This is a genomic window from Aureimonas sp. AU40, assembly GCF_001463785.1.
In the GTDB taxonomy this organism is placed as follows: domain Bacteria; phylum Pseudomonadota; class Alphaproteobacteria; order Rhizobiales; family Rhizobiaceae; genus Aureimonas.
In genome coordinates, this window is the sequence record NZ_BBWL01000009.1 from 1 (window position 1) to 22,405 (window position 22,405).

General features: G+C 67.2%; 18 protein-coding genes. 8 read left to right on the forward strand and 10 right to left on the reverse strand.

Features of this window, described 5'->3' with window-relative positions:
- Positions 1-8 precede the first annotated feature (8 nt).
- The 4 genes from AUL32_RS03260 to AUL32_RS03275 all read right to left on the reverse strand — a co-directional run bounded on the left by AUL32_RS03260 (position 9) and on the right by AUL32_RS03275 (position 4,301).
- Positions 9-509, reverse strand: a complete 501-nt coding sequence (locus tag AUL32_RS03260; protein ID WP_061974877.1) for a DUF992 domain-containing protein — start codon at positions 507-509, stop codon at positions 9-11.
- Between the two features lie 202 nt (positions 510-711).
- Positions 712-1,587 carry a tetratricopeptide repeat protein gene (locus tag AUL32_RS03265; protein WP_062111729.1) on the reverse strand — a complete coding sequence of 292 codons (876 nt, stop codon included), beginning with the start codon at positions 1,585-1,587 and terminating at the stop codon, positions 712-714.
- 322 nt (positions 1,588-1,909) lie between these two features.
- Positions 1,910-2,149: a 30S ribosomal protein S21 gene (gene rpsU, locus AUL32_RS03270; protein ID WP_061974881.1), complete on the reverse strand. Its 240-nt coding sequence runs from the start codon at positions 2,147-2,149 to the stop codon at positions 1,910-1,912.
- A 130-nt stretch (positions 2,150-2,279) separates the two neighbouring features.
- Positions 2,280-4,301, reverse strand: a complete 2,022-nt coding sequence (locus tag AUL32_RS03275) for an FUSC family protein (protein ID WP_156421305.1) — start codon at positions 4,299-4,301, stop codon at positions 2,280-2,282.
- 233 nt (positions 4,302-4,534) lie between these two features.
- Here AUL32_RS03275 and AUL32_RS03280 point away from each other — a divergent pair, with 233 nt between their 5' ends.
- Positions 4,535-5,443, forward strand: coding sequence for a hypothetical protein (locus AUL32_RS03280; RefSeq protein WP_062111732.1), 909 nt, complete (start codon positions 4,535-4,537; stop codon positions 5,441-5,443).
- A 117-nt stretch (positions 5,444-5,560) separates the two neighbouring features.
- Here AUL32_RS03280 and AUL32_RS03285 read toward each other — a convergent pair whose 3' ends face one another.
- Complete coding sequence (locus AUL32_RS03285) at positions 5,561-5,857, reverse strand: hypothetical protein (RefSeq protein ID WP_062111734.1); 297 nt, start codon at positions 5,855-5,857, stop codon at positions 5,561-5,563.
- A gap of 202 nt (positions 5,858-6,059) precedes the next feature.
- Here AUL32_RS03285 and AUL32_RS03290 point away from each other — a divergent pair, with 202 nt between their 5' ends.
- From AUL32_RS03290 to AUL32_RS03300, 3 genes are all read left to right on the forward strand, one after another.
- Positions 6,060-6,971: a class I fructose-bisphosphate aldolase gene (locus AUL32_RS03290; RefSeq protein ID WP_061974889.1), complete on the forward strand. Its 912-nt coding sequence runs from the start codon at positions 6,060-6,062 to the stop codon at positions 6,969-6,971.
- Between the two features lie 217 nt (positions 6,972-7,188).
- Positions 7,189-7,611 carry a transcriptional repressor gene (locus tag AUL32_RS03295; RefSeq protein WP_061974891.1) on the forward strand — a complete coding sequence of 141 codons (423 nt, stop codon included), beginning with the start codon at positions 7,189-7,191 and terminating at the stop codon, positions 7,609-7,611.
- A 487-nt stretch (positions 7,612-8,098) separates the two neighbouring features.
- Positions 8,099-8,887 carry an outer membrane protein gene (locus AUL32_RS03300; protein WP_061974893.1) on the forward strand — a complete coding sequence of 263 codons (789 nt, stop codon included), beginning with the start codon at positions 8,099-8,101 and terminating at the stop codon, positions 8,885-8,887.
- A gap of 157 nt (positions 8,888-9,044) precedes the next feature.
- Here AUL32_RS03300 and AUL32_RS03305 read toward each other — a convergent pair whose 3' ends face one another.
- Together AUL32_RS03305 and AUL32_RS03310 are read right to left on the reverse strand one after the other, a co-directional pair.
- On the reverse strand, positions 9,045-9,998 hold the full coding sequence (locus AUL32_RS03305) for a carbohydrate kinase family protein (RefSeq protein ID WP_062111736.1): 954 nt from the start codon (positions 9,996-9,998) through the stop codon (positions 9,045-9,047).
- Positions 9,999-10,085: 87 nt separating this feature from the next.
- Positions 10,086-10,838 carry a DUF3750 domain-containing protein gene (locus AUL32_RS03310; protein ID WP_062111738.1) on the reverse strand — a complete coding sequence of 251 codons (753 nt, stop codon included), beginning with the start codon at positions 10,836-10,838 and terminating at the stop codon, positions 10,086-10,088.
- 219 nt (positions 10,839-11,057) lie between these two features.
- Between AUL32_RS03310 and AUL32_RS03315 the strand changes: the two genes are divergently transcribed.
- Positions 11,058-12,068 (forward strand): asparaginase, encoded by a 1,011-nt coding sequence (locus AUL32_RS03315; RefSeq protein WP_062111741.1) that lies wholly within the window; start codon positions 11,058-11,060, stop codon positions 12,066-12,068.
- A 54-nt stretch (positions 12,069-12,122) separates the two neighbouring features.
- Here the strand turns inward: AUL32_RS03315 and AUL32_RS03320 are convergent, their stop codons facing one another.
- A complete protein-coding gene (locus AUL32_RS03320) occupies positions 12,123-13,355 on the reverse strand; it encodes a TIGR03862 family flavoprotein (protein ID WP_062111848.1) in 1,233 nt (410 codons plus the stop codon).
- A 257-nt stretch (positions 13,356-13,612) separates the two neighbouring features.
- On the opposite strand from AUL32_RS03320, the gene AUL32_RS03325 reads away from it, so the two are divergent.
- Positions 13,613-14,008 carry a VOC family protein gene (locus tag AUL32_RS03325; protein ID WP_062111743.1) on the forward strand — a complete coding sequence of 132 codons (396 nt, stop codon included), beginning with the start codon at positions 13,613-13,615 and terminating at the stop codon, positions 14,006-14,008.
- Positions 14,009-14,201: 193 nt separating this feature from the next.
- The gene (pyc, locus tag AUL32_RS03330; RefSeq protein ID WP_062111745.1) at positions 14,202-17,663 is read left to right on the forward strand and encodes a pyruvate carboxylase; all 3,462 of its coding nucleotides are present in this window, start codon (positions 14,202-14,204) and stop codon (positions 17,661-17,663) included.
- A gap of 44 nt (positions 17,664-17,707) precedes the next feature.
- Here the strand turns inward: pyc and AUL32_RS03335 are convergent, their stop codons facing one another.
- Positions 17,708-18,745 (reverse strand): glycosyltransferase family 2 protein, encoded by a 1,038-nt coding sequence (locus tag AUL32_RS03335; protein ID WP_062111747.1) that lies wholly within the window; start codon positions 18,743-18,745, stop codon positions 17,708-17,710.
- A 142-nt stretch (positions 18,746-18,887) separates the two neighbouring features.
- Positions 18,888-21,206 (reverse strand): Tex family protein, encoded by a 2,319-nt coding sequence (locus AUL32_RS03340; protein ID WP_062111749.1) that lies wholly within the window; start codon positions 21,204-21,206, stop codon positions 18,888-18,890.
- Positions 21,207-21,401: 195 nt separating this feature from the next.
- Between AUL32_RS03340 and AUL32_RS03345 the strand changes: the two genes are divergently transcribed.
- Positions 21,402-22,223 carry a bifunctional allantoicase/(S)-ureidoglycine aminohydrolase gene (locus AUL32_RS03345; protein ID WP_062111751.1) on the forward strand — a complete coding sequence of 274 codons (822 nt, stop codon included), beginning with the start codon at positions 21,402-21,404 and terminating at the stop codon, positions 22,221-22,223.
- The last annotated feature ends 182 nt before the right edge of the window (positions 22,224-22,405 follow it).

Sequence of the window (22,405 nt, forward strand, 5' to 3'; positions counted from 1 at the left end):
GTGGTGAATCAGGGCTTGTAGACGACGCCCGCCGAGCCTGCGTCTTCCAGCGTCAGTCGGGCGACACCCACCGTCGCGTTGACGCCTTCTTGGATCTGCAGGCTAGTCGGCTGCAGCGTGAAGCCGCGATCCGGCCCGCCGATCAGCGACTTGCCGCCGAAGCCCGCGGCGAAGGAGGCGTCGATGCTGGTGCCGTAGTAGCGGCCGGCCAGTGACTGCGGCTCTCCACTGGTGAAGCTCCCCGCAAGGACCGACCAGACCATGCGGGTGCGCCCCGTAATGCCGAGATCGATGCCGTAGGTGTCCAGTGTCCCGACATAGGTTTCGGTCGCCTTGAGACGGCCGAACGGGGCGTAGGTGCAGAGCACCGTCTCGCTGGACGTGACGATCTGGTTGATCGTGCCTTGGCTGCGGCAGGTGAGGGTGCCGACCTTGGCGCCGGCGGAAGCGGGCGCGATGGAGGCGGCGAGGGCGAGCGCGCCGAGCGCGGCTGTGAGGGGGAGTTTCATGGTCTGCGATACTCGTGCTGACAAAGACTATATCGCATCAACCCCTTAGGTCGCTCTCTGGTTTCGCGCTGCGGAAAGATTTCGTTCACAAAGATTAACAGAGGTCACGAACCGTCGCCGGATTGGCTCATGAAAAACCCGCCAGCGCAGCGGCAGCTGCATCGGCGGGTCGGGTCTTTGGGGAGGTTGGAAGCCTTTGGCGTCAGGCGCCGGGGGCCGAGCCGCGCGTGCGCGAGACGCCGTCCTTGGCCGGCTGGTAGTTGGGGTCGAGCTGCGCGGCATGCGCGAAGGAGCGATAGGCCTTGGCTTTGTCGCCGCGCGCTTCCAGGACGAGGCCCTGGTTGGCCCAGAACTCGGCGCGCTTGCCGTCGAGCTGGATGGCACGGTTGATGTCGTCCGTCGCGTCCTCGACATTGTTCAGCGCGAGATAGGAGATGGCACGGCCGGAATAGGGTTCGGGCGCGTTGGCGTCCATCGAGATCGCGGTCGAGAAGTCCTCGATCGCCTGCCGATGCTGGCCGTCGAGCTGATAAAGAAGGCCGCGATTGTGGTAGGCGCGCGGATCGGTCGTGTTGAGGTCGATCGCCTTCTGGAAATCGACCAGCGCCTCGCGGTTGCGATTGGCGACGCGGTAGATGTTGCCGCGTCCGATATAGGCCGTGTCGTAGTTCGGGTTGATCTGGAGCGCGCGGTTGTAGTCCGCCACCGCTTCCGGATTCTTGTTCATCTGGCGCAGCACCAGCGCTCGGTTGGCATAGGCTTGGTAGAACTTTGGATCGAGCTGGATCGCGGTCGAGAAATCCTTGATCGCCCGATCGTTGTCGCCCGAGCGGCCATAGGCGATGCCGCGCACGTTGTAGGCTTCGGGATTGCTCGGATCGGCGTTCACCGCCGAGGTCAGCGACGAGAGGTTCTGCGAGGAACCCTGCGCCTGATCGAGCGCGATCGACTGGAGCGCCGGCCCGGTCTGGCAGGCCGAAAGGGCGAGGCCGGAAACGGCGAGCAGGATGCCCGGCGAACGGAGGAAGGCGGCGAGGGGACGGGCTTTCGTCCAGCAGGTCTTCGTGAGATTGAACACGCGGCGACTTCCTTCAAGGCACGGCGATCAAAGCCGGACGAATCCAGCGAGATGGTCTTGTGGCTGGCTCGGACAAGGGCCTCGGGCCGGCGCGCCAGAATAAGGGAACAAGCTTGTGCGGACCCGGCCACAGGCCGGCGCGAATGGCAAGGCGCCCGGAATCACGATGCCGTTTGGCGACTCGGTCGGCGCAAGCCAAAACGCAAGCAGTGAGCGTCGCGCCTCCATTCGTCGAGCAGGGCCCTTCCCAAACGGGAAGAGGCGACGCAGCCCTTTGCCGCGTCGCCTCTCTCAATATGCTTAGAAAACGCGAGCCGTGCGATTAGCGGGCAACGGCCGGCTTGGCGCGGCCGCCGGCCACGAGGCCTTCGCGCTGAGCCTGCTTGCGAGCCAGCTTGCGAGCGCGACGAACCGCCTCGGCCTTCTCGCGAACGCGCTTCTCCGAGGGCTTCTCGTAGAAGTTGCGCATCTTCATCTCACGGAAGACGCCTTCCCGCTGAAGCTTCTTCTTGAGAGCGCGGAGAGCCTGATCGACGTTGTTGTCGCGAACGAGTACCTGCACAGAATGATCCGTTTCCAAGGGTTCAAAAGTTGCGCGGAGGGACGGCGGTGCACGCCGCGCCTCCCGCGGGAAGCTGTCTTCCCGTCATCGTGGCGGCTTCCATATCAGAAGGTCGAGCCGCTGTCGAGCGTCAACGCTCCACCGCTCGGCTCTTTGATCCGCCGCCCGTGGGTCCCTTGCCGCCACCGTCCGGCTCGGCCAGCGCCTGACGAAGGATGTGGCGAAGGGCATGCAAGGCAAGGGTCGCGTCCTGCGCCGCCGGGTCTCTTCTATCGGTCAGCGCGTCGGACGGCGACAGGTTGACCGAGCCCGTCTGGCGGAAAAAATGCCCGACGCCCGAACGCAGGGCCGCGATGTCGGCCCTGCACTGGGCGATCGTCTCATCGAGCGGGTCCGGCGCGTCGGCCGGGCGTTCGGGCGCGCCGGCTTCGGCCGCCGTGCTGGCGAGCCGATGGCCCCAATAGGCGAGCGCTGCCAGACGCAGGAGGCCCAAGCGCACGAGGCGGCGGCGCGGGGCGGAGATCCAGCCGCTTTCCAGCGGCCGCACGGCGGCCACGATGTCGAGATGGCGCCGGTCGAGCGCTCGCGTTACGGCCAGCACTTTCCAGGCCGAGGCATTGCCGCGCCGATTCTCGGAGAAGACCTCCAGCAGCCGGTCGAGCTCGCCGAGGAAATGATCCACCGCGCGCCGGGAGATGGTCTCCGTGCGTTGCGGGAAGACGAAGAAGGACACGATCGTACCCGCCAGCGCGCCGACCAGCGTTTCCTTCAGCCGGAGCAGGAGCAGGTCGGGCGAGAAGCTGCCCAGAAGTCCGTAGACCAGCGACAGGCCGACCGTCATGAAGAAGGTGAGCGCGCCGTAGGAGATCTGGACGAGATAGAAGGCCGCGAAGATGCAGGCCACGATGAGGCCGACGGAAGCCACGAAGCTTCCGTGCAGGAGCGTCGCCACCACCATGCCCACCACGATGCCCGCCGCCGTTCCAATGGCGCGATCGACGCTGCGCAGAACCGCGTCGCCGCGCGACTGCGTGTTGACGAAGACGAGGAAGGCCGTCAGCACCGCCCAGAACCAGCGCTGCTCCGACACCCAGAGCCCACCCGCCATGGCCAACGCGCAGGCCAGCGTCACCTGCAACGCCAGCCGAAAGGCTGGCTCACTGTGCCAAGCGTGAGCCGGCCCCATGGCCTTGGGCAGGGCCAGCGCGGGTCCTTCGAGCTCGGTGGCGCTCAGCCCGCCGGCCATGCCGCGCAGGTCGAGTCGGGACTTGGCCAGCCGATCGAGGGCCGAGGCGAGACGGGCCCTCGAATCAGCATCGCCCTCGCGCTCTTCCAGGGCGGCGGCCAGCGTCGTTTCCGTGGCGAGGTGAAGGTCGAACAGCTTGATCGCGAGCTTGGAGGCCAGCGTGTTGCGCGCCGCGCCTTCGGCGTCGTCCGGCAGCAGGCCTTCGGCGACGGCGATGGCATTCTTCACCGCCTGCTCGGCAGCGATCGCCTCGCGCCGCGCCTCGGGCGGCCAGCCCGCGCGCTTGCCGGCTCGAGTGCGCGACACCATGCTGCCGATTCGCTCCTCCACCGCGCGCAGCGTCTGCGCGAAGTCGAAGGCCGGCCGATCCGGCAGCAGATACTCTCGCACGGCATGGGCGACGAGGCCGGAAAGGCAGAGCGCCAGCGCGACGGAGGGCAGGTCAGCGAGAGCGGGCCGGAAATAAGCGCCAATGAAGCAGGCCATGAAGGCGAACATGCCGACCGCGTTCCACCGCACGCCCCATTTGCGGGCATAGACGGCGAGGAACGTGACAGCGAGAAACAGGCCGTCGATCAGCCAGGGCCGGTTTCCCAGCACAGAAGCGAACCCGAGCGTTCCAAGACCGGCCAGCGCGCAGAACAGGCGCGTCCGTGCGCGGGCGGCCAGCGTCCGGTCCTTTATCGCGACGGCATTCTGGAAGGCCAGGGTCAGGCCGGCCGAGAAGCTGGCGACCGACAGCGTCAGAACGCCGTGGAGCGCGGCCAGCGTCAGGCCGACGAAGATGATGGTCAGGGTAACGCGCGCGGCCATCCGCAGGCGCACGAGGCCGGGGTCGGCGCCGGTGATCCGACCGCGCACGCGTTCCAGAAATGGGCCGGGAGAAGGGCGGTCGGCTTGCAGCATGGCCATGGCTTGAAGCGGGGCCGGCTTTGCGTCAACCGGCTTGCGGCAGGGCGGCGCGCGATCGGTAGCCAGAGGCCGGGCGGAAGGCGCGATAGGATAGTCGGGAAAGAAAAACGCGCTTCGCCATCTGGAAGCCCGGCGCTCCAGACCATTTACCTCTGCATGGAGCCTTTTGACGAAGGCCCGCCCTTTGCTGGCGCCCCCGAGGCGCCGCGCGAGTATGGAGTGAGGAAATGGTCGATATTGTGGATCGTGGCGCAGCCGCGGGTTTTGGGGCTCGCCGTATCTCATGGGGCGCGATCATCGCGGGAACGATCCTGACGCTCGTCGTGCAGATCATGCTGGCGCTGCTCGGTCTCGGCATCGGGCTCGCGACGATCGACCCGACGGCAGGCGGGTCGCCTTCGCTTAGCACCTTCTCCTCGGCCGGTGGCCTTTGGACCGCGCTGACGGTTCTGATTGCGACCTTGGTCGGCGGCTATGCGGCGGCCCGCTTCGCCGGCACCACCACGCGTCGCGACTCGGCGCTTCACGGCATTACGACCTGGGCGACCTCGACGCTCGTGGTCATCTATCTTCTGACGAGCGGCGTCTCGGCGTTGGTGTCCAACGCCTTCGGCGCGCTGGGCTCGACGATCTCGACGCTCGGCTCTGCCGCGCAGTCGGTTGTGCCGAACTCCATCGACTCGTTACCGCCGCAGCTTCGCGATCAGGCCCGCCAGCTTCTGGCACGCGGTCAGCAGCAGGCCGATCAGGCCGCCAACACCGCGCAGACGGAAGCCAACCAGGCCGCCGACAACGCGCGCCAGGCCGCAGGCACGCAGGATCTAGGCTCGGCCGTCTCTGAAATCTTCAAGGGCCTTGGCCGCGACGCGACGCCGGAGCAGCGCCAGTCCGCAGTGAACGCCATTTCCTCGCAGGCCGGCATCAGCCAGCAGGAAGCCGAACAGCGCCTGAACCAGTTCCAGGGCCAGTACGATCAGGCGATGGCACAGGCGCGCCAGGCGGCAGCGGAAGCGGCCGACACGGCCTCCACCACGGCCTTCGTCGCTTTCATCGGCCTGCTGCTCGGTCTCGTCGTCGGCGCCGTCGGCGGCGTCCTGGGCCGCACCGACCGTCTCGCCGGCTACTACCGGGACTGATCGTTCCGACCGGTGCGGTCAAAATGGATCAAAGGAAAAGGCGGGCTTGGCCCGCCTTTTTCATGTTCTCTGTCTGAAGCGCCCGCGGGAACGCGAGACCTCTCTCGCGACGCGCTGTCAGAAATAATTCAGGAAATACAGGCTCGAGGCCAACGCTATACCGAGCGCGGCGGAGGGCCAGAGGGCCGACATGGAGCGGCCATAGTTCACCTGCGGCTGTTGCGATTCGATCTCCGCCAAACGGCTGGGCAAGGGCCGGTGACTCCTCAGAGGCCGGGTGGCAGAGACAGGAAAGGCCGCGCCTAGTGATGCCAGGTCGGCCCTGCCGTTCGTGCGGCCGAGCTTGAGTTCGCCGCCGCTGAGCAGCGTCGGGTCGCATCCGAAGCCGGCGGGAAACTTCGTCTGCCCTTGCATGAGCGTCTTCTCCGTCACGTCCGGGGAGAAACGCGGGACGCGTTAACCAGTTGCAACGAATTTGAACCTCAGCTCCAAAATTTCAAACGATTTTAATACCTTGCACTCTCTCGGACGATCTTTACGCCCTTCGCCCCAGCCGGCAAAAGGCTGTCTCAGGCCGCCGGCGAACGCGCGGACCGGAAGGAAAATGGGGAAATCGATGCTGAGAACCGACACCGTCCGCAAGATCCTGTCCTGGTACGAGGGCGAAACGCCGGGCCTGAAGTCCAATCTGTCCCGTCTGCTCATGCATGGACGTCTTGCCGGCACCGGTCGTGTGGTGATCCTGCCCGTCGATCAGGGCTTCGAGCACGGTCCCGCGCGCTCCTTCGCGCCCAACCCGGCTGCCTACGACCCGCATTATCTCTACCAGCTCGCGATCGAGTCAGGCGTTTCGGGCTATGCCGCGCCGCTCGGCCTCCTGGAGCAGGGCGCCGACACGTTCGCCGGCGAGGTGCCGCTGATCCTCAAGCTCAACAGCGGCAACTCGCTGGTGACCAAGCAGGACCAGGCGCTGACCGGCACGGTCGAGGACGCGCTGCGGCTCGGCTGCGTCGGCGTCGGCTTCACCATCTATCCCGGCGCCGACGAATCCTACGGCATGATGGAGGAGCTCCGCGAGATCACCCTGCAGGCCAAGTCGCGCGGGCTGATGACGGTGGTCTGGTCCTATCCGCGGGGCGGCAAGGTGTCGAAGGCCGGCGAGACCGGCGTCGACATCATCGCCTATGCCGCTCACATGGCCGCGCTGCTCGGTGCCACGATCATCAAGGTCAAGCTGCCGTCCGACAATGTCGATCTGGCCGAGGCCAAGTCGACCTACGAAAAGAACGCCATCCCGATCGCGACCGCCGCCGATCGCGTGCGACACATCATGCAGGCCTCCTTCGCCGGCAAGCGTATCGTGGTCTTCTCCGGCGGGGCCGCCAAGAACACGGACGAGCTGATGGACGAAGTTCGCGCCATTCGCGAAGGCGGCGGCAACGGCTCGATCATCGGCCGCAACTCCTTCCAGCGCTCGCGCGAGGACGCTCTTAAGCTCCTGGCCGAGGTCATGGACGCCTACGCCTAAGGACCCGCGACGACATCTGCGCGCGGGCGACAGCCGGCCGATCGACCCGTCGGGCTTTTGTTCCGGCTTTCGAGCGGCTTGCGCCGCAAGTGCTTGTACTCGCGCGGGCGGACCGCTACCTGCAGGGGCGGGGGGACGATGCGTCCCTCCGCCTTTTCAGGTTCGGGGACTAGGCGGTCGGCGTCCGTCCTTCGAAGTCGAGGGAGCCGGTCCTGGCATGAAAGACGAACATCGCCTGACCCGCAACGAGACCCTGGTCCTTACCGTGCTGCGGGAGGATTGCGGTCCCCAGACCGCCTATCAGATCCTCGACCGGCTGCGCGGCGATGGGTTGAAAGCGCCGCTTCAGGTCTACCGCGCCTTGCGCTCCTTGTCGGACCGGCATCTCGTGCACCGGCTCGAGAGTCTCAACGCCTTTGTCGCCTGCAACCACCATCATGGCGACCATCACCACGCGGCGGTCTTCTCGATCTGTCAGGCCTGCGGGCGCGTCAGCGAGGCGACGGACCCGGCCCTGGACGAGGCGCTGGCCAATCTGGCCCGGCGCGAAGGTTTTGCACTGCGGGATGCCGCGGTCGAGATGCGCGGCTTGTGCAGCGCCTGTGTGGAATCGGGGCGCGAGGCCAAGCAGGCCTCCTGACCGCCTCGACATCGTGGCAGGATTCGGGCGTGATCGGGGCAAACAGGGTCTTCGTCGCGCCTAGCGTCTAGCCGACGCGACGGGCGAAGGGACCGAAATCGGCTTCGGGCAAGCCGCCGATTTTAGAATCCCGCTCTCTTTCGCAATTGCGAGCTTCAACTCTTCATTACATCTGCCGCCAAGCGTGATCGGCCTCCCAAAATCAGCGGAAAGCCTTTCTGTGTCAGAGGTTTGACCGGAATGGGGCGATCCGGCTGAGTTAAGCAAGGCTTAAGATAGTCGCGGTATTTCTCTTACCGAACGCTGATGACGGTCTGAGGCCATGTTGCCCACCTGCCACACAGCGGTCGGTATCGAAATTGGTGCCATTGTTCGGGCACGGTGTCGAACCATAAATCATCGCAACCCCGAGGCAATCGGGTCAAAACTTCCGGGCCAGAAGGCTCGGCAGCACTAACGTCGCCCCGGCGACAGTGGAGTATCGAACATGAAACGCTTTGCCCTTCTTCTCGCTTCGGCCGCTTTCGTCTCGCCGGCTCTCGCCGCCGACGTCGTGTACGAAGAGCCCGCGGCTCCGGTTGTCGCCCTCGCTCCGGCTTACAGCTGGACCGGCTTCTACATCGGTGGTCAGGCCGGTGTGGCCTTCAACCGTGACGCCGGCGACGTTCGCTACACCCCCGGCACCGGCGTGTTCTCGACGACCGCTTTCTCGGGCGGCTCGGACAACAGCGACGACGCAGCCTTCATCGGCGGCGTGCACATCGGCTACGACTACCAGATCAACAACTTCCTGGTGGGCGCCGTCGCCGACATCAACTACATCGACGCGTCGTCGACCTCGACCTACACGATCACGTCGGCTCCGGGCGTCGTCGACTCGTTCGGCCTGACCAACGACATCAACTTCGTCGGCACGGTCCGCGCCAAGCTCGGCGTCACCGCTGACCGCTTCGCCGTGTACGCCACGGGCGGTCTCGCCTATGCCGACACCGAGACGAAGTACTTCGCTCCGGGCACGCTGCGCGCGACGAACGGCTTCGTGCCGACCGTCAACAGCAACTCGGACGACGTCGGCTACGCCGTCGGCGCCGGTGTCGACTACCTCGTCACGCCGAACCTCTCGCTCGGCCTCGAGTACCTCTACACCAACCTCGGCGAGACCGACACGAAGATCACCTACACCAACGGCATCACCCAGACCTCGTTCAACGCCAACTCGTCGAGCGATCTGGACTTCCACACCGTGTGGGCCAAGGCTTCGTTCCGCTTCAACTAAGAAGCGGCGGACCGGCATCCTCGGAAGCCGGCTCCTCTATCCAGCCCGCTGCGACGCAAGTCGCGGCGGGTTTTTTGTTGATGCCAGAAGTCACACAACGGAAAAGGCCGCGTGGGCGAACCACGCGGCCTTTTTGCGAATGCGGGAGGTGGGCCCGTCAGGCGAGGGGAGGCAGGTCGAGATCGGCGCGCCTGGGCAGGTCGGCGCCGCGGCGCGAGCAGGTGATGGCGGCGGCGCGCACGGCGAAGCCGAGGAGATCGCCCAGCGCTTCCTCGTTCAGCGACCCGGCGGCTTCCGCGCTGAGATACCCGGCTTCCTTCAGCCCGGCCAGCAGAGCCGCCTGGAACGTGTCGCCTGCGCCCACCGTGTCGGCCACGGTGATGGAGCGGCCCTGCACGCGGATGCTGACGCCGGAACGCGTCGCGGCAATCGCGCCATGCTCGCCGAGCGTGACGACGGCGAGCGCGGCACCCGCCGAAATCCAGTCGGCCAGCACCGACTCCACCGTGCGGCCGGGATAAACCTGTTCGAGATCCTCTTCGCTGGCCTTGACCAGCGAGGCGAGCGGAACGGTGGCGCCGATGCGCGAGCGCCAAATGTCGAGATCGGGCTCGATGCTGGCGCGAATGTTGGGATCGTAGGAAATGAAGCGCCGGGAATGCTCCTGCGCGGCGAGGCGCGACAGGGCGCTGGCCGTCGGCTCCGTCACCGTCGAATAGGAGGCGAAGTGGATGGCCTCCAGTGCCTCAGGAAAGGCGGAGGGGACCTCGTTCGGCTCGATGGAGCGGTCGGCCGTGCCCTCGATATAGAAGTCGTAGCGCGGCGTGCCGGCGCTCGACAGCGACACCATGGCGAGCGTCGTGTTGCGGTCCGTGTCGATCAGAAACTGCTGGTCGATCCCCTCGCGCTCCATGAAGGCGCGGATACGCCGGCCGAACGGATCACCCGAGACCTTGGTGAAATAGGCGGTGGAATGGCCGAGCCGTGCCAGGCCCAAAGCCACGTTCAGCGGCGAGCCGCCGATGCGGCCGGACAGGGCGATGGAGGCGACATCCGCTTCCTCGCCGCCGGCAAATAGGTCGAACAAGGCATCGCCGCAGCTCAGAAACATCCGCTTCCCCCAGAGTGAGCATCATGTACCCATGCTCGCTAGCAAAATTGCGCCAGCGTGCAAATGCGCCGAGCCGATGCTTGATGCTCAAACACGGCCCGAAGAGAAGGAATAGGCGCCGAAGGCGGGGATCTTGATCTGCCAGCGGAACGGATCGACGCCCGCGACCAGCCCCAGGAGATTGAGTTCGAACCCGCTCCGAAGGCCGACCGCCACGCCGGCATAGCCGAACAGGGACGCCTGGAATTCGCCAGCCTCCGTGTCGAGGCGCAGGAGATGTCCGTCGGTCGGATAGTCCCGCCCGACCGCAGCCGGCGGCAGCACGGCACCGAGCGCCGGCACTTCGCGCAGGACATAGGCAATGAAACTGTTGGAGTTCGGCCCGGGGAAGAGGCGATAGCCGCCCTGCGCCGCGAAGGGGTAGCTCGCGATGGCCTCTTCGATGTCCGGAAGGGCGCGCTCCGCTGCCTCGCCCTTCAGTGTCGCAACGAGGCGCGGCTCGTTGGAGTACCAGCGGCCATCGGCGGCATAGGCGTTCCGGCGAATGGGGGCGCCCCAGCCAACCTTGTCGTAGCGCTCGTAGCGCCCGGCGTCCCGCGCCTTGGTCACGATCCAGGAATGTTCGGAGAGCGCGCCTTTCAGCCCGCCGGTGCGGGCCGCGAGCACATAGACCGCCGCCTCTGGGCTGGCATCGGGTTTTGGTAGAAGCGCGGCCGAGGTCCAGTCCGCGTCGCGATAGGAGGCGGGATGGTTGCCGCTCCACCAGAGGACGGCGGCGAGCGCGGTGGGAAGGAGATAGACCAGCGCGAAGCCGATCAGGAGGAATCGCAGGACGGGCATGGCTCGGCTTCGGTGGCAGGGCAGGGGTTCGGCATGGTAAGGGCGGACCGGGACGACAGGGGGTGTGTGGCGCCCCCGGCATGGGGCGAAGTCGGCACCCTTCGAACCAACTGATCCGAGGGGTGCCATTCGCATATGGGTCCGCCCTGCCGCACAATCGATAAGTCGCCGGTGCCTTTCTTTTTTCGAGGCCGGCGCGAACATGGGAAGAGGGCTGGGATGCGGGAACTCGCGGTCGAAGTGACAAGGGGCGGTCTGGTCGAGAGCCGCCATCGCGTCATCTTGTCTGTGGTCGACGCCGAAGGGCGGGACGTGATCGCAGCGGGCGATGTGGACCGCTTCGTGTTTCCGCGATCGGCGGTGAAGGTCTTCCAGGCCATCCCGCTGATCGAAAGCGGCGCGGCCGATCGGTTCGGCTTGGGCGATCGTGAACTCTCGCTCTGCTGCGCCTCGCACTCGGGCGAGGCGGGGCATGTGGCTCTGGCATCGGATATCCTGTCCCGCGCCGGTCTCGGCGAGAGCGATCTCGAATGCGGCTGCCATTGGCCCTTCGACCCCGCCGTCTCGCGCGAGATGGCGCGCGGCGGGGCCGGGCCGACGCAGCTTCACAACAACTGCTCGGGCAAGCATGCCGGCTTTCTCTGCACGGCCGCCCATCTCGGCGAAGACCCTAAGGCCTATGTCGGGGCGGAGCATCCCGTGCAGCGGCGCGTGCGCGAGGTCATGGGCGATCTCACGGGTCTACCGGCGGGCGACCTGCCGATGGGCATCGACGGCTGTTCCATCCCGACCTTCGCCGCCCCGCTGCGCGCCTTCGCCGCCGGCTTCGCGCGTCTTGTCGACGGCACCGGCCTGGCCCCGACGCGGGCCGAGGCCGGGCGCCGCCTGATCGCGGCCTGCATGGCCGAGCCCTGGATGATGTCGGGCACGAAGCGCGCCTGCGCTCGCCTCATGGAGGCCGCGCCCGGCCGGGTCTTCGCCAAGACGGGCGCGGAGGGCGTCTTCTGCGGCGCGGTCCCCGAGCTTGGCGTCGGACTGGCCTTGAAGGCGGAGGATGGCACGACGCGGGCGGCGGAAGCCACTGTGGCGGCCTGTCTGGCGCAGCTGTTCTCGGACAGCGATCCGACCTTGTCCGAGGTCTACGGCGAACAGTCCCTGACCGCGCTGCGCAACTGGGAGGGGATCGAGGTCGGCGAGGTTCGCGTCGTCGGTCTTTCGGCTGTGGCCTGATGGCGGTCGCACGGGACTAACGCGCTTGGCTCCCCATGGGGCCGCGCGGTGCTCTCAACCCATGGCCGCGCCGCCGAGCCAGCGGTCGATGCCGAGAGCGGCGGCCCGCCCGGTGGCAAGGCAGGCGGTGAGGAGATAGCCGCCGGTCGGCGCTTCCCAGTCCAACATCTCGCCGGCCGCGAACAGGCCGGGGCGGCGGGCCAGCATGAAATGCGCGTCGAACTCCGACAGGGCCAGCCCGCCGGCCGTCGAGATCGCCTCCGCGGTGGGACGGGGCGCCTTCAAGCGCAGCGGGAGGGACTTGATGGCAGCGGCGAGCCGCGCCGGGTCGCGCCGGTCCTCCTCGCTCGCGACCTCGCGCAGCAAGGCCGATTTTACGGGATCGAGACCTGCCGCCTTGCGCAGGCGGGTGGAAAGGCTCGCCTTGGCCGGCTGGCGCGCGAGGGCGGCGAGCAAGTGCCCTTCCGCGCGGCCGGGGGCGAGGTCGAGATGGAGCAGGGCCGAGCCGTCGCGCTCGATCGCATCCCGCAAGGCGCTGGCATGGGCGTAGATCAGGCTGCCTTCGACGCCGGTGCGCGTCAGGACGAACTCGCCCTGAAAGCTGCCGGCGGCCGAGCGGGCCACCACCGCCTTGACCGGCGCGCCAGCGAAACGCTCCACGAGGCTTTCGCTCCAGCCCACGTCGAAGCCGCAATTGGCGGGGCGCAACGGCGCGATGTCTGCACCGATCTCCTGGAGAAGCGACACCCAGGCGCCGTCCGAACCGAGCCGGGGCCAGCTCGCCCCGCCAAGCGCCAGAAGCGTCGCCTTCGGCGCGACGGTGAGTTCTCCTTCCGGGGTCGCGAAGCGTAGGTTCGCCCCATCGAAACCGAGCCAGCGATGGCGGGGACGGAAGGTAGCGCCGGCCTCACTGATGCGCCGGAGCCAGGCGCGCAGGAGGGGGGAGGCCTTCATCGCGGTCGGGAAAACTCGGCCCGAGGAACCGACGAAGGTCGGCGAACCCAGCGCCTCGGCCCATTCGCGCACGGCCTCCGGCGCGAACGCGGCCAGCGGCGGCGCCAGATGTTCGCTCGCCGCGCCGAAGCGTGTCGCGAAGCGCTCATAGGGTTCGGAATGGGTGAGGTTCAGCCCGGACTTGCCGGCCAGGAGAAACTTGCGACCGAAGGTCGGCATGGCGTCGAAGACCGCCACGCGCCGCCCACGCGCGGCAAGAAGTTCTGCCGCCGCTAGGCCTGCAGGGCCGCCGCCGACAATGGCGATCTCGATCGAAAGGTCCGCTTGCGTCATGAGCGGCATGTGAACGCTTCCGCGCCGCCGAACAAGAGGGGAGGCCGACGACTTCGGCCGAGTTTCGCGGACCGCCTATGAATGGGAGAAGATGCTCATTCGCGGCGATATGAGCGCAGACGAGCCGGCCAACCGGCCCGGAGAGTTCGTTCCGGGCTGGACACTGGCGGCGGCGCCACCGCGCCTTACTCTCTTCGCCATCGTCAAGGCGCGGCTCGCAGAGCCCGGGCCGTAGTCTCAGTCAGGATCGCACAAACGTGGCCAAGCTCATTCATTCCATGATCCGCGTGCGCGATGAAGCGCGCTCCGTGGCGTTCTATAAGGCCGCCTTCGGTCTCGAGATCGCGGAGCGAATCGACTTCGACGCTTTCACGCTGATTTACCTGAAGAACGGCGAGAGCGATTTCGAGCTGGAACTGACCGTCAACAAGGACCAGTCGGCCCCCTACGATCTCGGCAACGGCTACGGACATCTCGCCGTGTCGGTCGAAGTGCTGGAGGGCGAGCATGCGCGGCTGGCCGAAATCGGCCTCGAGCCCAAGGACATCAAAACCCTGGCGACCCCGGACGGACACACCGCGCGCTTCTTCTTCATCGAAGACCCCGACGGCTACAAGATCGAGGTTCTGGAGCGCAGCTGGCGGTTTCGCTAGCTTGAAGAGGGGCACCGGGCGGCGAAGCGCGAGCGTCGCTTTGGCGCTCAGGGGTGGCGGCGTTGGGCCCGATCGAGCCGATTCAAGGCGAGAATTTGCCGCTGGAGTGCGCTGAGGTCTCTCTGTTGCATTGCAACCCGATGGCACTTGGCGTTAGCTCCCCATCCATTGCGTCGCGTTGGGGAGTGGACAGTTGGCGATAGCGAAGATTCTCGTGGCGAACCGGTCGGAGATCGCGATCCGGGTGTTCCGGGCGGCGAACGAGCTGGGTCTAAAGACCGTTGCGATCTGGGCGGAGGAGGACAAATACGCCCTTCACCGCTTCAAGGCCGACGAGAGCTATCAGGTCGGCCGAGGGCCGCATCTGCCGCGTGATCTCGGGCCGATCGAGAGCTATCTGTCGATCGAGGAGGTGATCCGCGTCGCCAAGCTGTCTGGCGCCGACGCGATCCATCCAGGCTACGGCCTCCTGTCGGAAAGCCCTGAATTCGCCGACGCCTGCCGCGAGAACGGCATCACCTTCATTGGCCCCAGCCCCGAGACCATGCGCCGGCTTGGCAACAAGGTCGCCGCGCGCAATCTCGCCATCGAAGTCGGCGTGCCCGTCGTGCCGGCCACTGACCCGCTGCCCGACGATATGGCGGAGGTGGCGCGCCTTGCCGAGGAGATCGGCTATCCCGTGATGCTCAAGGCGTCCTGGGGCGGCGGCGGGCGCGGCATGCGCGCCATCCGCGAGGCCAAGGATCTGGCGCGCGAGGTGCTGGAGGCCAAGCGCGAGGCCAAGGCCGCCTTCGGCAAGGACGAGGTCTATCTCGAAAAGCTCGTCGAGCGCGCCCGGCATGTCGAGGTGCAGATCCTCGGTGACACGCATGACAACGTGGTCGATCTGTTCGAGCGCGACTGCTCGATCCAGCGCCGCAACCAGAAGGTCGTGGAGCGCGCGCCCGCGCCCTATCTCGACGACGCTCGGCGGCGCGAGCTCGCCGCCTATGCCCGCACCATCTGCTCCGCGACCGACTATGTCGGCGCCGGCACGGTGGAGTTCCTGATGGACGCCGACACCGGCGCCTTCTACTTCATCGAGGTCAATCCGCGCATTCAGGTCGAGCACACGGTGACCGAGGTCGTCACCGGCATCGACATCGTCAAGGCGCAGATCCACATTCTCGACGGCGCCGCGATCGGCACGCCGGAATCGGGCGTGCCTGCGCAGAAGGACATCCGCCTCAACGGCCACGCCCTCCAGTGCCGCATCACGACCGAGGACCCCGAGCACAACTTCATCCCCGATTACGGTCGCATCACCGCCTATCGCGGCGCGACGGGCTTCGGCATCCGGCTCGACGGCGGCACGGCCTATTCCGGCGCCATCATCACGCGCTTCTACGATCCGCTTCTGGAAAAGGTGACGGCCTGGGCGCCGACGCCGGGGGAGGCTATCGCGCGCATGCACCGCGCGCTTCGCGAGTTCCGCATCCGGGGCGTGGCGACGAACCTCACCTTCCTCGAAGCGATCATCACGCACCCGGCCTTCGCCGACAATTCCTACACGACGCGCTTCATCGACACGACGCCGGAGCTCTTCGCGCAGGTGAAGCGGCGTGACCGCGCGACCAAGCTCCTGACCTATCTCGCCGATGTGACCGTCAACGGCCATCCCGAGACCAAGAGCCGCCCGCGCCCGGCAGCCGACGCGCGCCTGCCCGTCGCCCCGACCTTCCGAGGCGACATCCGGCCCGGCACGCGCCAGAAGCTGGAAGAACTGGGCGCCAAGGGCTTTGCCGACTGGATGCTGGCCCAGCGTCAGGTTCTCGTCACCGACACGACGATGCGCGACGGGCATCAGTCGCTGCTTGCCACGCGCGTGCGCACGCATGACATCGTGGGCATCACTGAGGCCTATGCGAGAGCGCTGCCGCAGCTTCTGAGCCTTGAGTGCTGGGGCGGGGCGACCTTCGACGTCGCCATGCGGTTCCTGACCGAAGACCCTTGGGAGCGCTTGGTCGCCATCCGCGAAAAGGCGCCCAACATCCTTCTCCAGATGCTGCTGCGCGGCTCCAACGGCGTCGGCTACACCAACTATCCCGACAATGTCGTGAAGCAGTTCGTGCAGGAGGCTGCGAGCGGCGGCGTCGATCTGTTCCGCGTCTTCGACTGCCTGAACTGGGTGGAGAACATGCGCGTTTCGATCGACGCGGTGCTGGAGTCCGGCAAGCTCTGCGAGGGCGCGATCTGCTACACGGGCGACCTGTTCGACCCCGCGCGCTCGAAATACGATCTCAAATACTACGTCTCGCTCGCCAAGGAGATGGAGCGCGCCGGCGCCCATATTCTCGGCCTCAAGGACATGGCGGGCCTCTTGAAGCCGCAGGCGGCGCGGGTTCTGGTCAAGGCGCTGAAGGAAGAGGTGGGGATTCCCATCCATTTCCACACGCATGACACGTCCGGCATCGCGGCGGCCACGATCCTCGCCGCCGTGGAAGCGGGCGTCGACGCGGTGGACGCGGCGATGGACGCGCTGTCGGGCAACACCTCGCAGGCCTGCCTCGGCTCGCTCAACGAGGCGCTGCGCGGCTCGGAGCGCGATCCCGGCCTCGACCAGGAAGCCATCCGCCGCATCAGCTTCTACTGGGAAGCCGTGCGCAACCAGTATGCCGCTTTCGAGAGCGACCTGAAGGGGCCGGCCTCGGAAGTCTATCTCCACGAGATGCCGGGCGGCCAGTTCACCAACCTGAAAGAACAGGCGCGCTCGCTGGGTCTCGAGACGCGCTGGCACGAGGTGGCGCAGGCCTATGCCGACGCCAACGCCATGTTCGGCGACATCGTGAAGGTCACGCCCTCGTCCAAGGTCGTGGGCGACATGGCGCTGATGATGGTGGCGCAGGACCTGACAGTCGCCGATGTCGAGAACCCCGCGCGCGACATCGCCTTCCCTGATTCCGTCGTCGCCATGCTGCATGGCGATCTCGGCCAGCCCCCCGGCGGCTGGCCGGAAGGGCTGCAGCGCAAGGCCCTGAAGGGCGAGGCGCCGGTCGACGTGCGCCCCGGCTCGCTGATCCCTGAGGCCGATCTCGCCGCCGAGCGCGCCAAGATCGAGGAGAAGCTCGGCCGCAAGGTGACGACCCAAGAGTTCGCCTCCTATCTCATGTATCCCAAGGTCTTCACCGACTTCGCTGTTGCCGCCGACACCTACGGCCCGGTCTCGACCCTGCCGACGCCGAACTATTTCTACGGCATCGGCACGGAAGAGGAGATCCTGGTCGATCTCGAACCCGGCAAGACGCTGGTGATCCGGTGCCTCGGCACGGCCGACACGGACGAGAAGGGCCGGCGCACGGTCTTCTTCGAGCTGAACGGCCAGCCGCGCCGGGTGAAGGTGCCCGATCGCTCCAAGGCCGGCGGCGCCGGAGCCTCGCGCCCCAAAGCCGAGGCCGGCAATCCCGCCCATGTCGCGGCGCCCATGCCCGGCGTCGTCTCGACGCTCGCGGTGCAGGCGGGCCAAGTGGTGAAGGCCGGGGACATTCTCCTCTCCATCGAGGCGATGAAGATGGAAACGGCGCTCCATGCCGAGCGCGACGGTACGGTCTCGCTCGTGCACGTGCGCTCGGGCGACCAGATCGACGCCAAGGACCTACTGGTCGTCTTCGCGGCCTGACGGCCAACTTCAAGATTGAGGGGGGCGGCCTTCGGGCCGCCCTATCAGTTTCGGATATCGCGCATGAAGCCGCGCCGGACGAGGTCTTCCGAGCCGCTGAAGCGCACCGAGCCCTCATAGCGGAAATCCGTCTGAGGCCCGAAATCGCCGCTGTCCAGGATCGTCTTGTAGAACTGCGATCCGTTGAAATGCGTGCCGCGCTCCGCGATCGTGCGGAAGGTCTCCACCGCGCCCGGCGCGAACTTGTGGTGCAGCAGCACCGCGTCGGGCGGGGCGAAATTGCGGGTGATCGGCAGCGGGCCGTGATGGCTGCCGCCGGCGAAGGCGAGCGCGTCATCGGCGAAGACCAGCGGAAACTTGGTCATCCGCATCGTGATGCCGAACAGCCGGTTGCGCGGTCCGCCCCGGATCGAGGTGCAGAACTTCTCGTCGTCCACGCTGTAATGCGACCCGTCGAAGAGCGGGCAGATTTCGGTCGGCGCGGCGGCGGGGTTCTCGGGCGGCTCCAGCGCGCCGATCGGCCCCTCGGGATAGAGATCGAGCATGGGCGCCAGAGCGCGCTTCAGCCCCGCCTGCTCCAGATCGGCCACGAAGGCGGAAAGCTCGCGCGTCTCGCAGCCGGGAAAGACGAGATATTCGTCACTGTCGATCGAGACGTACCAGCGGCCCCGGCCGAAGCGCTCCACCAGCCTGTCGCGCCAGAGAAGGCCACCCTCGGCTTGGCGAAAGCCGACATTGGAGGTGAAGACGGCGACATCGGCCTGAGCGTCCAGAAAGGCGCGGCTGCCGTCCGCCGAGCCATCGTCCACGATCGCGAAATGACGCAACCCGAGAGCGCGGTAATGCGCGAGAAAGGAAGGAAGGGTCGCCATGCCGTCCTTCACCGTTGCGAGCAGCACCATGTCGCTGGGGCCGGGCGGGGCGGCCATGGGCTTGGCCTCGGTCAATTCGATCCCGTCGCCCGAGGCGGCGCGGCGGCGATAGCGCCGGTCGCGCAGAAGCAGCGACAGGCGGTGCCAGGACGAAAGAGCGCCGAAGCGCGGCCAGAGCGCGGGGTCGGGATTGGGATAGGCGTTCGCCACGCGGCGACCTCGCTTGAGAGCATTTGCAGGCAAAGCGGATCCGCTTCGCCATCTGACAATGGGTTGGTCTCTGAAGATCCGGGACCAGTGCGGTGAATTCGAATTCGCCGCACTGGCTCCAGAAGGAAGGCAGGGAAGGGCGTCAGCGGCGCTTGAAGGCTTCCGCCAGCGCCGCGCCGAGCGCGCCGCCTTGCGGGGCCGGGGCGGCTTTCGCCTCGCGCCGCTCCGGCCGCTGGCCGGGCTTGGTCCCTGTTTCGGTCTCGCGGCGCGGAGGCGGCGCGCCGGCCTCGACCTGCGTCTTCATGGACAGCGAAATGCGCTTGCGCTTGGCATCGACCTCCAGCACCCGCACCCGCACGACCTGACCCGCCTTCACCACGTCGGCCGGGTCCTTCACGAAACGGTCGGCGATCTGCGAGACATGGACGAGACCGTCCTGATGCACGCCGATATCCACGAAGGCGCCGAAGGCCGCCACATTGGTCACCGTGCCCTCCAGCATCATGCCGGGCTGGAGATCGGAGATTTCATTGACGCCGTCCGTGAAGGTCGCCGTGCGGAAGGCGGGACGGGGATCGCGGCCGGGCTTTTCCAGCTCGGCCAGGATGTCGCGCACGGTCGGCAGGCCGAACCCGTCTCCTACGAAGCGCTGGGGATCGAGCCCCTTCAAGGTCGCGCCGTCGCCCATCAGCGAGCGCAGGTCCCGCCCGCAGGCTTCCACGATCTTGCGCGCCACGGGATAGGCTTCGGGGTGAACGGCCGAGGCGTCCAGCGGCTCCGTGCCCCCTTGGATGCGCAGAAAGCCGGCGCATTGCTCGAAGGCCTTCGGCCCGAGACGAGGCACCTTGAGGAGGGCACGCCGGGTCTTGAAGGGACCCTCCTTGTCGCGATGGGCGACGATGGCCTCGGCGAGCGTCGGGCCAATCCCTGAGACATGCGAGAGCAGCGCGGGCGAGGCCGTGTTCACGTCCACGCCGACCGCGTTCACCGCATCCTCCACCACTGTTTCCAGCGCGCGCGACAGGGCGGGCTGGTCGACATCGTGCTGATACTGGCCGACGCCGATGGCCTTGGGGTCCACCTTCACGATCTCGGCCAGCGGGTCCTGCAGCCGGCGCGCGATGGAGGCCGCGCCGCGCAGCGAGACATCGACGCCCGGCAATTCGCGCGAGGCGATCTCGGAAGCGGAATAGACCGAGGCGCCGGCCTCCGACACCACGACCTTGGTCGGCTTGGCGCCGGGCAGGGCGGCGATCACGTCGGCGGCGAGCTTCTCGGTCTCGCGGCTCGCGGTGCCGTTGCCGATGGCGACGAGCTCGACCTTGTGCTTGCCGATCAGGCCGGCCAGCACCGCCATGGCGCCCTGCACGTCGTTGCGCGGCTGGAAGGGATAGACGGTGGCGGTTTCCACCAGTCGGCCGGTCGGGTCCACCACGGCGACCTTGACGCCGGTGCGGATGCCGGGGTCGAGGCCCATCGTGGCCTTCGGCCCCGCCGGCGCGGCCAGGAGAATGTCCTTCAGATTGCGCGAGAAGACACGGATCGCCTCGGCGTCGGCGCCTTCCTTCATGGTCGCCATCATCTCGGCCGAGAGCGAGGCGTGGATCTTCTGCCGCCACGCCCAGCGGGCGACACCCATGAGCCAGTCGTCGCCCGGCGTGCCGCCGGAGGTTTTGACGCGGAACTCGCGCGCGATCATCGCCTCCACCGGCTTCACCGGGGAGGGATCGTCCGCGTCCACCTCGATGTCGAGCGAGACGACGCCTTCCTTTGCGGCGCGCAGCAGCGCCAGCACGCGGTGGCTCGGCGCGCTCGCCCATTTCTCCTCATGGTCGAAATAGTCGGAGAACTTGGCGCCGGCCTCTTCTTTGCCCTTGGCAACGCGGGCGCGGATGCGCGCCTTGTCCACGAGATGGCGGCGGATCGCGCCGACCAGCACCGGAGTCTCGCTCATCGTCTCGGCCACGATGTCGCGCGCGCCCTCCAGCGCCGCCTTAGCATCCGGCACCTGGTCGGAGAGGAAGGCCGTGGCGAGCTTTGCCGGGTCGAGCGAACGATCGGCCAGGATGCGCTCGGCCAGCGGCGCCAGGCCCTTTTCGCGCGCGGCGTCGGCGCGCGTGCGGCGCTTGGGGCGGAAGGGGAGGTAGAGATCCTCCAGCGTCGCGCGGGTCGTCGCGGCCTGAATCGCGCCCTCCAGCTTGCGCGTCAGCTTGCCCTGGTCGCGGATCGAGCGCAGCACCGTGTCGCGCCGCGATTCCAGCTCTCTGAGATAGGCGAGTCGCGTTTCCAGCGTGCGCAGCTGCGTGTCGTCCAGGCCCCCGGTCGCTTCCTTGCGGTAGCGTGCGACGAAGGGCACCGTGGCGCCGCCGTCCAGCAACGCGACGGCGGCCGCGACCTGCTCGGGCCGCGCGCCGATCTCGCTGGCGATGATGTGGTCGATCGGCGGGCGCGGACTGGCCATGGCAATGCGTCTCCTCTAGCGGCGCGAGGCATAGCCTTAAGCAGGTGCAAGCGGCAAGAAAGAGGTGGGCCGGCGCCGGGAGCGGCGGCGGGCGAATCGAGCCCGGCGCGCTATAAGGGGTGCGAAACCCGAACGGGGCGGCTCGGCTCAGACCGCCTCGGCGAGCGTCCTCGCAACCAAGGCGGCAGATCGGCCATGACCCAGCGCACCTATTTCTCCCCGCCCGGCGGCCTGCCGGGGCAGGACCAGCTTCTGTCGGGCAAGGCCGTGTTCACCACTGCCTATGCCGTGATCCCACGCGGCGTCTACAGCGACATCGTCACGAGCTTCCTGCCGCATTGGGAGAAGACGCGGCTCTGGATCATCGCCCGGCCGATGACCGGCTTTTCCGAGACCTTCTCGCAATACATCATGGAAGTGCAGCCGGGCGGCGGCAGCACGCGGCCCGAGCCCGACGCGGAAGCGCAGGGCGCGCTCTTCGTCGTCTCCGGTGAGATCAGCGTCGAGCTCGACGGCGAGGCGCATCGGCTGGAGGAGGGGGGCTTCGCCTATCTGCCGGCGGGCCGCGCCTGGACCGTGAAGAACGAGGGCCAGACGGCCGCGACCTTCCACTGGATCCGCAAGCGCTACGAAGCGGCGGAGGGCCTGGAGGCGCCAGAGCCGATCTTCACTAACGAGAAGCTGATCGCCCCGACGCCCATGCCCAAGACCGACGGCGCCTGGGCGACGACGCGCTTCGTCGACCCGGCGGATCTGCGCCACGACATGCATGTCACCATCGTCACCTTCCAGCCGGGCGGCACGATACCCTTCATGGAAACCCATGTCATGGAGCACGGGCTCTATGTGCTGGAGGGCAAGGCGGTCTACCGGCTGAACGCCGACTGGGTGGAGGTCGAAGCGGGCGACTTCATGTGGCTGCGCGCCTTCTGCCCGCAGGCCTGCTATGCCGGCGGCCCCGGCCCCTTCCGCTACCTCCTTTACAAGGACGTCAACCGCCACGCCGCGCTCTGGTAGGCGCGCGAGCAAGCGGGCGTTCGCCGGGCTCCGCTGTCGTCCTAGCGGATGTCTGGCGGGGTTCGAAGCCTGCGCCTTTATACTCTGGAAGGGATACTCTCGTTTTAACCGTAAAGTGCGGGAACGAGGGAGGAGAATGCTAAGGCGGCTAGTGTTTGTATCGAAACAGACAGTTTTCGTCT

Bases quoted from the DNA above. Each gene is read 5' to 3' on its own strand.
- AUL32_RS03310 (WP_062111738.1), bottom strand. From the start codon at position 10,838: ATGCCCGTCCTGCGATTCCTCCTGATCGGCTTCGCGCTGGTCTATCTC.
- AUL32_RS03300 (WP_061974893.1), top strand. From the start codon at position 8,099: ATGAAACGCTTTGCCCTTCTTCTCGCTTCGGCCGCTTTCGTCTCGCCG.
- AUL32_RS03315 (WP_062111741.1), top strand. From the start codon at position 11,058: ATGCGGGAACTCGCGGTCGAAGTGACAAGGGGCGGTCTGGTCGAGAGC.
- AUL32_RS03290 (WP_061974889.1), top strand. From the start codon at position 6,060: ATGCTGAGAACCGACACCGTCCGCAAGATCCTGTCCTGGTACGAGGGC.
- AUL32_RS03260 (WP_061974877.1), bottom strand. From the start codon at position 509: ATGAAACTCCCCCTCACAGCCGCGCTCGGCGCGCTCGCCCTCGCCGCC.
- AUL32_RS03320 (WP_062111848.1), bottom strand. From the start codon at position 13,355: ATGACGCAAGCGGACCTTTCGATCGAGATCGCCATTGTCGGCGGCGGC.
- AUL32_RS03285 (WP_062111734.1), bottom strand. From the start codon at position 5,857: ATGCAAGGGCAGACGAAGTTTCCCGCCGGCTTCGGATGCGACCCGACG.
- AUL32_RS03340 (WP_062111749.1), bottom strand. From the start codon at position 21,206: ATGGCCAGTCCGCGCCCGCCGATCGACCACATCATCGCCAGCGAGATC.
- AUL32_RS03305 (WP_062111736.1), bottom strand. From the start codon at position 9,998: ATGTTTCTGAGCTGCGGCGATGCCTTGTTCGACCTATTTGCCGGCGGC.
- AUL32_RS03275 (WP_156421305.1), bottom strand. From the start codon at position 4,301: ATGCTGCAAGCCGACCGCCCTTCTCCCGGCCCATTTCTGGAACGCGTG.
- AUL32_RS03280 (WP_062111732.1), top strand. From the start codon at position 4,535: ATGGTCGATATTGTGGATCGTGGCGCAGCCGCGGGTTTTGGGGCTCGC.
- AUL32_RS03345 (WP_062111751.1), top strand. From the start codon at position 21,402: ATGACCCAGCGCACCTATTTCTCCCCGCCCGGCGGCCTGCCGGGGCAG.
- AUL32_RS03295 (WP_061974891.1), top strand. From the start codon at position 7,189: ATGAAAGACGAACATCGCCTGACCCGCAACGAGACCCTGGTCCTTACC.